Origin of the sequence: Massilia sp. TS11 (assembly GCF_022012445.1) — a bacterium.
GTDB lineage: Bacteria > Pseudomonadota > Gammaproteobacteria > Burkholderiales > Burkholderiaceae_D > Telluria.
This window is the reverse complement of sequence record NZ_JAKLTS010000023.1, coordinates 22,864-34,592: the sequence shown is the minus strand read 5'-3', so window position 1 is coordinate 34,592 and position 11,729 is coordinate 22,864. Positions and strand designations below refer to the sequence as shown.

Sequence of the window (11,729 nt, the reverse complement as noted above, 5' to 3'; positions counted from 1 at the left end):
AGTCAGACGCGGCAGCATGTCAAAGCGCGCCTGTTCGACCTGGCCCATGCCGAGCGCCTCTTCCATGATACGCAGGCGGGTTTCCAGGTTGTACTTGACGGCGCGCGCCATCGCTTCTTCCAGACTCAGCGGGCCTTGGAGCGGCTCCTGGTCCTTGTACATCTGGGCGAAGTCTTCCTTGATCTTCTCGCCGCGCTCGGCCATCGTGACCGGCGTCGGGTTGACCGCGCAACCCGCCAGGGCCAGCGCGATCGTGGCAGCCAGAACCGGCCGTACCAGACCCAGCGTGGCCGGGCGTTTGTTTGCTTGCGTCATTTTATCTCCCGTTAAAAGCATGTCGTTTCATCCCATCGACAAGGCGCTCAGGCGGCCTTGCGCCCCGCCGGCTTGGCCGGCAGTTTTTCAATCGAACCCAGCAGGCTTGCCTTCTCCCCCTGAGCGGCCTTGTGACCAAACTTGGCCAGCTGGGCCGACAGCGAGGCCTTGCCCACCGCCGGCTTGTCCTTGTCCACGCCGAGCTCGGCGCGCGCACCCTTGCCCACGGCCGGTTTGACGTCCTTCTCGGCCGCTTCGCTCACGCGCATCTTGATGACGACGAAAGCTTCGCGCCCGAGCGAGTCGCGTGCGATGACTTTGATCTCGAGCGTGCCGCTCACGCCCAACGGCGCCATGCCGCTGAACTTGCCGGTGGTCGGATCAAAGCGCAGCCAGTTCGGCAGCGGCTGGCCATCGTTGAGCATGGCGGAAGTACTGGTCTGCGCCGCCGGATCGGTGTGACGGAACACACCGCTCGGCAGCTGGTACTGGATCTCCTTGCCCGACTGGATTTCCGATGCCGGCGGCTGATCGGCCGCGAACAGCACCGCCCCAGCCGGCGCGGCGCTGGGCGGCACCACCTGCACCAGTGCGCTGCTGCGGCCGGTGCTGCGCGCGGCCTCGCCCTGGCCGGCGGCGTTGCCGGCACGTTCGCTGGCCTGGCCATCGCTGACCGGCGCCGTGGCCGCTGCCGCCACCGGAGTCGCAGCCGGGGCGGGAGCCGGGGCCGCCGCCGGTGCCGGGGCCGGGGCCGCGTTGCCGTTGCTATTGTTCTCGCCCTTGCTCGTATTCGACAGCAGGATCTGGAACTGCGCGGCCGCGGTATTGCCCGAATCGTCACGCGCGACCAGCTTGATGTCGACCGCGCCATTGCTGCCGACCGGCGGGGTGCCGGTGAACTTGCCGGTGGCCGGGTCGAACTTGAGCCAGTTCGGCAGCGGCTGGCCATCGGCCTGGGTGGCCTCGACCTGGACCTTGGCGCCCGGATCGGTATTCTTGAACACGCCCGACGGCAGTTGCACCTCGGTCTGCTTGCCCATTTCGGCCACGGCATTCTGCGGCGGATTCGAGACGAGCAGCTTGGCCTCGCCAGCGCTGATACCGGCATCGCCACTGCTGACCGAGACCAGCGGCGAGCTGGCCACCGGCACCGGCGTGACCACCAGGTTCTCGGGCGGATTCGTAATCTGCGGCAGCACCGGCGCCGGGGCCGGCGCGGGTGCCGGCGCCGGGGCCTCAGGTGCCGGGGCGGGTGCCGGGGCCGGTACCGGAGCGGGTGCCGGCACCGGAGCCGGGACCGGCGGTTCCACCGGACGCGGCACAAACACCGTCAGCGTGCCGGCCGGCGTGGTCGTGCTATTGCCGGCCTTGTCGGTGCCGGACAGGCTGACCGCCCAGTTGCCCTCGGCCAGATTGGCCACATCCAGGCTCCAGGCGCCATTCACCACAGGCACCACGAAGCGCAGGGTCTGGGTGCCATTGGTCAAGGTCACGGTCAGCTCGCTGATGCCCGACAGGTTGTCGGTGGCGGTCCCGCCCAGCGTGGTGTTGATTCCGATCGTGCTGCCCGGGGCCGGGCCGGTCAGGGCCAGCTGCGGCGGCGTGCGGTCGAGCGTGAAGGTGATCGTCGTTTCGACGCGGTTGCCGGCGGCATCCACATCGACCACTTTCACCGTGTGCACGCCATCGGCGGTCGGCGCCACGTAATTGGCGTTCGGGCTGCCGCCATCGACGATATAGCTGCGCGTGCTGCCGGCCGGGGCCGGGCTGACGTTCAGGCTGGCGTCATTGGTGACCTTGTCGCCCGTATTGCCGCCCGAATCATTGCTCAGATTCACGGCCGGCGCGGCCTGCTTGGCCAGCAGCGTGAAGCTGTAGCTGGCGCTGGCCTTGTTGCCGGCGGCATCGACATCATTGACGACCACCGTGTGCACGCCGTCGGTGCTCGGCGGCACGTAGCTGCTGCCCACATTCACGCCATCGACGATGATCGAACGCGTGACATCGGCGGCCGGCGCACTGATCGACAGGGCCGGATTATTGGTGATGCGGTCGCTATTGCTGCTGCCGCTGTCGACCACCAGGGCGATGGCCGGGGTGGCGATGGTCTTGTCCAGCGTGAAGACCAGGGTCGCGCTCGCCTTGTTGCCAGCCGCGTCGACGTCTTCCACCAGCACCGTGTGCACGCCGTCGGCGCTCGGGGCCACATAGCCGGCTGCCTTGACGCCATCGACGGTCACCGTGCGCGTGACATCGGGCGCCGCCGGGCTGATCGCCACGGCCGGGTCATTGGTCAGCTTGTCGGTGGCGCTGGCGCCGGTGTCGTTCACCAGCACGGCGGTCGGGGTGGCGATCGTCGTGTCGAGCGTGAACACCAGGGTGCTGGTCATTGCATTGCCGGCCGCATCGGTATCGACCACCTTCAGGGTGTAGACGCCGTCCTTGGTCGGGGCCGTGTAGGCGTTGCTGCTGTCGCCGTTCAGTTCGTAGCGGCGCGTCACGCCATTGCCCGGCGGGCTGACGGTGACATTGCCGTTATTGGTGATGCGGTCGCTATTGCTGCTGCCGCTGTCGACGGTCAGCACCACGCTTGGGGCGTTCAGACCACGCCGCAGTTCGAAGGCGTAGCTGCTGCTAGCCGTATTGCCGGCCACGTCGACATCGTTGACGACCACCGTGTGCTGGCCGTCGCTGGCCGGGGCCACGTAGCTGCTGCCGACATCGACGCCATCGACCAGCACGCGGCGCGTCACGTCGGCAGCGGCAGCGCTGATGGCCACGGCCGGGTCCTTGGTGATGCGGTCGCTATTGCTGCTGCCCGTGTCATTCACCAGGGCCACGGACGGGGTGGCAATCGTGGTGTCGTAGGAATACACGAACTGGGTGCTGGCCAGGTTGCCGGCGGCATCCGTGTCGCTGACCACCACCGTGTGCACGCCATCGGCGCGCGGCGTGCTGCCAGGCAGGCCGTCGATGCTGATAGTGCGCGTGACGCCGGGCGCGGCCGGGCTGATATTCAACGCGCTCTGGTTGGTGATGCGGTCGCTGTTGCTGCTGCCGCTGTCGGTCACCAGGCTGACGGTCGGGCCGGCGATGGTGCGCACCAGCGTGTAGTCGAGCGTAGCCGACGCGCGGTTGCCGGCCGCATCCTCGTCGATCACGATCACCGTGTGCGGGCCATCGGTACTCGGCGCCTGCAGCAGCGGCATGCTGACGCCATCGACGATGTAGCTGCGCGTGACGTCGGCGGCTTGGCTCGAGACGGCCAGGCGGCCATCGCTGGTGACGCGGTCGCTGTTCGAGCTGCCGGTGTCATTGACCAGGCCGATCTGCGGGGTGGCCAGGCTGCGGTCCAGGGTGAACACCAGACTGCTGCTGGCCGAGTTGCCGGCCACGTCGGTATCGGTCACGACCACCGTGTGCACGCCATCGGCGCCCGGGGCCACATAGTTGGCGCTGTCGGTGCCGCCATCGACGCGCACGCTGCGGGTAACGGTTTCGGCGGCGCTGCCGATGCTGAGCGAAGGATCGCGCGTCAGCTTGTCGCTGCCGCTGCGGCCCGTGTCATTGGCCAGGCCGAGGTTGGGCGCGGCCACCGTGCGGTCGAGCGTGAACACCAGGCTGGCGCTGGCGCTGTTGCCGGCCAGGTCGGTATCGGTGACGACCACCGTGTGCACGCCATCGACGGTCGGGGCCGTGTAGGCGCCCGACGCCGGGCCGCCATCGACGCTATAGCTGCGCGTGCTGCCGCTGGGCAGCGCGTTGACCGTGATGCCAGCCTGGTTGGTGATGCGGTCGCTCTGGCTGCTGCCGGAATCGACCGTCAGCGCCAGGCTGGGACCGGCCGCGGCGCTGGCCAGGCTGAAGGTGAAGCTGGTGCTGACCGAGTTACCGGCCGTGTCGACATCGCTGACGACTACCGTGTGCATGCCATTGGCCGAGGGCGCCACATAGCTGGACGCCGCCACGCCGTCGACGCTGACGGTGCGGCGCACATCGCCGGCCGCGCTGCTGATGTTCAGGCGCGCGTCATTGGTGATGCGGTCGGTATTGCTGCTGCCGCTGTCGACCACCAGGCTCACGGTCGGCGTGGCGATCGTGGTGTCGCGCGTGAAGACCAGGCTGGCGCTGGCCGTGTTGCCGGCCGTGTCGGTGTCGCTGACGACCACCGTGTAGACGCCGTCCGTGCCCGGCGCCACATAGCTGGCCGCCGGGGTGCCGCCATTGATGATGAAGCGGCGCGTCACGTCCGGCGCGGCCGTGCTGACGCTCAGGCCCACCTGGTTGGTGATCGCGTCGCTGGTGCTGCTGCCGCTGTCGGTGCTCAGGCTCAGCGCCGGGGTAGCGATCGTGCGGTCGAGCGTGAACGTATAGCTGCCCGAGGCCACGTTGCCGGCCGTGTCGGTGTCGGTGATGACCACGGTGTGCACGCCATCGCCGCTGGGCGCCGTGTAGCTGCTGCTGGCCAGGCCGCCATCGACGCTGTAGGTGCGCGTGACGTCGCCGGCCGCCGTGCTGAAGCTCAGGCGCGCGTCATTGCTGAGGCGGTCGCTATTGCTGCTGCCCGAGTCATTGATCAGGGCGGCGCTCGGCGTGGCCACCGTGCGGTCGAGCGTGAAGACGAAGCTGCTGCTGGCGGCATTGCCGGCCGTATCGGTGTCGCTGACGACCACCGTGTGCACGCCGTCCCCGGTCGGGGCCGTGTAGCTGCTGCTGGCCGTGCCGCCGTCGACCGTGTAGGTGCGCGTGACGTCGCTGGCGGCCGTGCTGATGCTCAGGCGCGCGTCATTCGTCAGGCGGTCGCTGCTGTTGCTGCCGGAGTCATTGGTCAGCGCGATGCTCGGCGTCGCGATCGTGGTGTCGAGGGTGAAGGTGAAGCTGCTGGTGGCCGTATTGCCGGCCGTGTCGACATCGGTGACGACGACCGTGTGCACGCCATCGGTGGTCGGGGCCGTGTAGCTGGCCGCGGCCGTGCCGCCATCGACGCTGAAGCGGCGCGTGACGTCGCCGGCCGGGCTGCTGACGCTGATGCGCGCGTCGGAGGTGAGCTTGTCGCTCGTATTGCTGCCGCTGTCGAGCACCAGGGCGATCGAAGGCGTGGCAATCGTGGTGTCGAGCGAGAAGGTGTAGCTGGTGACGGCCGTATTGCCGGCCGTGTCGACATCGGTGACGACCACCGTGTGCAGGCCGTCCGTGGTCGGGGCCGTGTAGCTGGCCGCGCCCGCGCCGCCATCGACACTGATGCTGCGCGTCACGTCGGCGGCCGGCGTGCTGAGGCTGAGGCCGGCCTGATTGCTGATCCGGTCGCTCGGGCTGCTGCCGCTGTCGGTGGTCAGCGCAATGCTCGGGCTGGCAATCGTAGTGTCGAGCGTGAACACCAGGGTGCTCGAGCGGCTGGTGCCGCCGGCATCGGTGTCGGTGACGACCACCGTGTAGACGCCATCGGTGCTCGGCGCCGTGTAGCTGGCGCTGCCGGCGCCGCCATTGATGCTGTAGCTGCGCGTAGAGCCGCCCGGCAAGGTGCTGACGCTCAGGCTCGGGTCCTTGGTGATGCGGTCGCTGTTGCTGCTGCCGCTATCGGTGCTCAGGGCGATGGTCGGGGTGCTGCCGGCCGCCACCAGCGAGAAGCTGTAGCTGGCCGTGGCCGTGTTGCCGGCCACGTCGGTATCGGTGACGACCACGGTGTGCATGCCGACCGTGCCCGGCGCCGTGTAGCTGGCCGCGCCCGTGCCGCCATCGACGGCGATACTGCGCGTGACGTCGCCCGCCGCCGTGCTGAAGCTCAGCGAGGCATCGGTGGTGACGCGGTCGGTGCTGCTGGCGCCGGTGTCATTGACCAGGCTGAGGCTGGGCGTGGCAATGGTGTTGTCGAGCGAGAAGGTGATGCTCGCGCTGGCCGTATTGCCCGCATTGTCGGTATCGGTCACGACCACCGTGTGCATGCCGTCCGCGCTCGGCGCCGTGTAGCTGCCGGCGCTGCTGCCGCCGTCGACCACATAGCGGCGCGTGGCATCCGAATCCGGCGTGTTGAAGCTCAGCGCGCCGTCCTTGGTGATGCGGTCGCTGGTGCTGGTGCCGGTATCGTTGGTCAGCGCCACGGTCGGGGTGCTGATCGTGTTGTCGATCGTGAAGGTGATGTTGCCGGTGCTGCTGTTGCCGGCCACATCGGTATCCGTAATGGCCACCGTGTAGACGCCATCGGCCGTCGGCGCCGTGTAGCTGAAGGCGGCGCTGCCGCTATTCGTGCTGTAGCTGCGGGTGACGGTTTCGCTGGCGGTGCTGAAGTTGAGCGCACCCGATTTGCTGAGCTTGTCGGTGGTGTTGGCGCCCGTATCCGAGACCAGGCTGGCGCTCGGGGTCGCGACCGAGGTGTCGAGCGTGAAGGTGATATTCGCGCTGGCGCTGCCGCCGCCGCCATCGGTGTCGGTGACCACGACCGTGTAGACGCCGTCGGTGCTCGGGGCCGTATAGCTGGCCACACTGTTGCCGTTGACGGTGTAGCTGCGCGTGAGACCGGCGCCGGCCGTGCTGAAGCTGAGCGCGGCGGTATTGGTGATCTTGTCGGTCCCGCTGGTGCCGCTGTCGGTCACCAGACTGACGGTCGGGGCCGTCACCGCGGTGGTCAGCGAGAAAGTCAGCGTGGCGCTGGCCGTGTTGCCGGCCACGTCGGTGTCGGTGACGATGACCGTATGCAGGCCGCCCGTGCTCGGCGCCGTGTAGCTGCTGGCCGTGTTGCCGTCGATGCTGTAGCTGCGCGTGACGTCGCTGGCCGTGGTGCTGAAGTTCAGCGAGGCATCGGCGGTCACGCGGTCGGTGCTGCTGGCGCCCGTATCGTTCACCAGGCTCAGCGTCGGCGTGGCGATGGTGTTGTCCAGCGTGAAGGTGATGCTGCCGTTGGCGGCATTGCCGGCCGTGTCGCTGTCGCTGATGACGACCGTGTGCACGCCGTCGCCGGTCGGCGCCGTGTAGCTGCTGCTGCTCACCCCGTCGACGGTGTAGGAGCGCGTGACGTCGCCCGCGGCCGTGCTGAAGCTGAGGCCACCGTTCTTGGTGATCTTGTCGCTCGGGCTGCTGCCAGTATCGGAGCTGAGCGCCGCGCTCGGCGTGGCGATCGTCCTGTCGAGCGAGAACGTGATCGCAGCAGAGGCGGTGTTGCCTGCAGTGTCGGTGTCATTCACCACCACGGTGTAGGTGCCGTCCGTCGTCGGCGCGACATAGCTGCTGGCGGCCGTACCGCCATTGATCGTGAAGCTGCGCGTCACGTCCAGCGCCGCGCTGCTGATGCTGAGGCTGGAGATGCTGGTGATCTTGTCGCTCGGACTGGTGCCGGTGTCGCTGCTCAAGCTGATGCTGGGCGTGGCGATCGTGCGGTCGAGCGTGAAGGTGAAGCTCTGGGTGGCCGTGTTGCCGGCCGTGTCGACATCGGTGACGACCACCGTGTGGGCGCCATCGCTGGTCGGCGTGGCATAGGTGCTCTGGGCCCCTGCCCCGTCCACATTGAAGCTGTGCGTGACGTCGAGCGCAGCCGTGCTGACGCTGATGGCGGCGTTATTGGTCAGCTTGGCGGTGGTATTGCTGCCGCTGTCCGTGGTCAGGCTGATGCTGGGCGTGGCAATCGTGCGGTCGAGCGTGAAGGTGAAGCTCTGGGTGGCGGTGTTGCCGGCCGTGTCGACGTCGGTGACGACCACTGTGTGCGCACCATCGGCCGTCGGCGTGGCATAGGTGCTGAGCGCGCTGCCGCCGTCAACGGTGAAGGTGCGCGTCACATCGAGCGCGGCCGTGCTGACGCTGAGGCTGGCCGAATTGGTCAGCTTGTCCGTGGTATTGCTGCCGCTGTCCGTGGTCAGGCTGATGCTGGGCGTGGCAATCGTGCGGTCGAGCGTGAAGGTGAAGCTCTGGGTGGCCGTGTTGCCGGCCGTGTCGACATCCGTGACGACCACGGTGTGGGCGCCATCCGTGCTCGGCATGGCATAGGTGCTGAGGGCGCTGCCGCCGTCAACGGTGAAGGTGCGCGTCACATCGAGCGCGGCCGTGCTGACGCTGAGGCTGGCCGAATTGGTCAGCTTGTCCGTGGTGTTGCTGCCGCTGTCCGTGGTCAGGCTGATGCTGGGCGTGGCAATCGTGCGGTCGAGCGTGAAGGTGAAGCTCTGGGTGGCCGTGTTGCCGGCCGTATCGACATCGGTGACGACCACGGTGTGGGCGCCGTCCGTGCTCGGCATGGCATAGGTGCTGAGCGCGCTGCCGCCGTCGACGCTGAAGGTGCGCGTCACATCGAGCGCGGCCGTGCTGACGCTGAGGCTGGCCGAATTGGTCAGCTTGTCCGTGGTGTTGCTGCCGCTGTCCGTGGTCAGGCTGATGCTGGGCGTGGCGATCGTGCGGTCGAGCGTGAAGGTGAAGCTCTGAGTGGCGGTGTTACCCGCCGTGTCGACGTCGGTGACGACGACCGTGTGCACGCCGTCGCTGCTCGGCGTCGCATAGGTGCTGAGGGCGCTGCCGCCGTCGACCTTGAAGCTGCGCGTGACGTCGCCGGCGGCGCTGCTCACGCTGATGCCGGCACTGTTGGTCAGCTTGTCGGTGGTGTTGCTGCCGCTGTCCGTGGTCAGGCTGATGGTCGGCGTGGCGATCGTCGTGTCGAGCGTCAAGCTCAGGGTCGGCGAGGACGAGGACGTATTGTTCGAGGTGTCGGTCAGCGTGGCCGTCAGGGTTTTGGTGCCGTCGCTGCCAAGGCTGGTGGTGATCACGTCGACATAGCCGGCCGTGATATCGGCCGAGCTCAAGGTGGCCGTGCCGACCTGGGTGACACCCGAATACACCTTGACCACATCGCCCGCCACCGGCGCCGTGGCGCCGCTGCCGACATTCACACCGACGCGCACATTGGGCGTCGTCACATTGGTGATGCGGTCGCTGTTGCTGCTGCCCGAGTCGGAGGCTGCATTCAGGCTCAGCGTGGGCGCGGCCGGCGGCGTCGTGTCGCCCGATGGGGTGGCCGTGCCGTTGACGGTGATCGTCAGCGTGCCGGTCTTCGCGCCATTGATACCGTCCGTCACCTGATAGCTGAAGGTGTCGGTGCCGCTGTTGCCCGTGGTCAGATTCGTGGCGGCCGTGGTATCGGCCACATAGCTGTAGGAGCCATCGGCATACACGGTCAGGTGGCCGTAGGTGCCGGTGATGGCCGTGCCGACATTGCCCGAGGGCGTGGTGCTGGTGCCGGCCAGCACACCCGTCACCGTCAAGGTCACGCCCGAGCTGGTGTCGGTATCGTTCGACAGGATGCCGGTGCCGGCCGTTTTGCTCAGCGTGGAGCCGGCATTGACGCTGCCCGTATCATTGACGGTGGTGATCGCCGTGGTGGCCGAGAATTCGACCTGCTGCATCGTATTGAGCGCCGTACCCAGGCCCGAGGAGTTGGCGCGGAAGGCGCCGCTGGCCGTTTCGCTCTGGCCCGGCAGGACCAGCGCAAAGCCGAGGCCGTTGTCGGCGGCATTGCTGTTCGTCGTCGTGTAGAAATAGGCGGCGATCGTCGTGCTGCCACTCGAATCCTTACCCGTGATCTGGCCCTTGAGCGTGAAGGTGCCCGTGTGGACGGTGCCGGCCGTGTCCGTATAGGTGCCGGTAAAGGTGATCGAACCACTGACGTTGTTGCCGTAGCCAGTGGCCGCCGAGTAGGAGCTGCCGTCGGTCAGGTCCGGCGCAAACAGATAGGCGCCGGTATTGAAATAGGATGCGCTCAGCGTCGAGCTGGCCGTGCTGGTGTTACTCGTGAAGCCAGAATAGGTATTGGTGCCGGTGAACAGCTGGAAGCTATTGTTGAAGTACAGAACACCGCTCGACGTGTAGGTGTAGACCAGGTCACCGGTCCAGCCGGCTGCGCTCAGGTCCAGGGCCTTGGCCGTGACCTGGCCGGTGCTGGCTTCCAGGTCCCAGTCGCCACCGCTGTCGGCGCTACCGGTGATGTCGGTCGAGGCCGCGATGCTGGCCCCGGTGATCTGGCTCAGGCTGTCGATGAACTGCTGGCCCTTGCTGTCCTTGGCGACATCGCAACCATAGATGAGGATCTGCGCGTTCGGCGCCAGTTCGGCCTTCCATTGCGCCAGCTGGTCGCGGTAGCTGTCGAGCGTCTCGGCGTTCAGCGTCGACTGGCCGAGCAGAATCTGACCGTCGAGACCGTGCGAGACGATGTGGACCGTGTCGATCCCGCTGTGGCTGGCCAGATAGGCGCTGATCTGGGCGATGCCGTCGGCCTTGGCGTCAAGCAGGACCACACTGCTGTCCTTCGGGACGGCGGCGATCAGGGCCTGGACATTGCTCAGGTTGTTCTCGATGAACACGACACTGTGGCTGCCACTGACATCGCGCACGACACCCAGGTTGGCGAGCTTGTCGATACCCGCATCGCGCTCCAGGCTGGCTGCGGGCGGCGCCGCTTTGGCGGCGGCCTCACGCGCGGCGACCTCGTCGGCCTGCAGCTTGCTGACAGCATGGTGATCGGCATCGATGATGGCGGCCACGGCAGCAGCGTCGAACACGATCCGTGGTTCGAGCGCCAGCATCAGATTGCCGCTGCGGCGCCGCTGACGACGACGCGACGTGGACGTGTTTTTGATATCCGACTCAGCCATTCTTGTCCCCTACCGCCCCCGCCTTGATCTCGCGGAGTGCGAAACAATTTCACAATAGTGTTAAATCAATCACCCGCACAAACCAGTTTGGGCTCAATGATTGTAGGAAACATCTACTAACCAAAACTTACGTAAGCTTTCATTGGCGCAATATCTGCAATCTTGATACTGCATTTATTTGAGACGGAGATTCGGTAATATTTACTTACTTACACTTACATTTAAGGCAAAAATACATATGGCGATGCCGCCCAGGCCGCACGCCAAGGGCGATTGCGCCGATTTCACAATTTGGCAAGCAAACCGGCGCGGCCGGCAAGCGCTGGCATAATGACAAGCTTGTGGCGAACCGCTGAGGACCGAACTGATGAAAACTTTTGCACATACGCGTGTCATATCCGCAACACCGGCGCAAGTCTTCGCCGCCATGAGCCATCCCGAGCGCCTGGCGCGCTGGTGGGGACCGGCTGGTTTCAGCAATACCTTTGAGGTGTGCGAGCTGCGTGCGGGCGGGCGCTGGGCCTTCACGATGCACGGTCCGGACGGGAAGAACTATCCGAATGAGAGCCTGTTTCTGGAAGTGAGCGCGCCCGAGCGGATGGTGATCCAGCACGTGTCGGAACCGGTGTTCCGACTGACGATTGCGCTAGAGCCCTGCGCGGGCGGCACCCGCGTGCATTGGGAGCAAGCGATTGAGAATGATGCGTTCGCCGAGAACGCGGCCCATATCCTGCAGCCGTCGAACGAGCAGAATCTCGACCGGCTGACGCAGGAAGTGCTCGGCGCCTAGCG

At 66.7% G+C, this 11,729-nt stretch carries 2 protein-coding genes and 1 pseudogene; 1 reads left to right on the top strand and 2 read right to left on the bottom strand.

The window, feature by feature from the left end:
- Positions 1-315 (bottom strand): annotated as a pseudogene (locus LZ005_RS21165) (TolC family protein); the annotation flags it as partial.
- A 47-nt stretch (positions 316-362) separates the two neighbouring features.
- A complete protein-coding gene (locus LZ005_RS21160) occupies positions 363-10,937 on the bottom strand; it encodes an Ig-like domain-containing protein (protein ID WP_237810592.1) in 10,575 nt (3,524 codons plus the stop codon).
- 367 nt (positions 10,938-11,304) lie between these two features.
- Here LZ005_RS21160 and LZ005_RS21155 point away from each other — a divergent pair, with 367 nt between their 5' ends.
- The gene (locus LZ005_RS21155; RefSeq protein WP_237810583.1) at positions 11,305-11,727 is read left to right on the top strand and encodes an SRPBCC domain-containing protein; all 423 of its coding nucleotides are present in this window, start codon (positions 11,305-11,307) and stop codon (positions 11,725-11,727) included.
- Positions 11,728-11,729 lie beyond the last annotated feature (2 nt).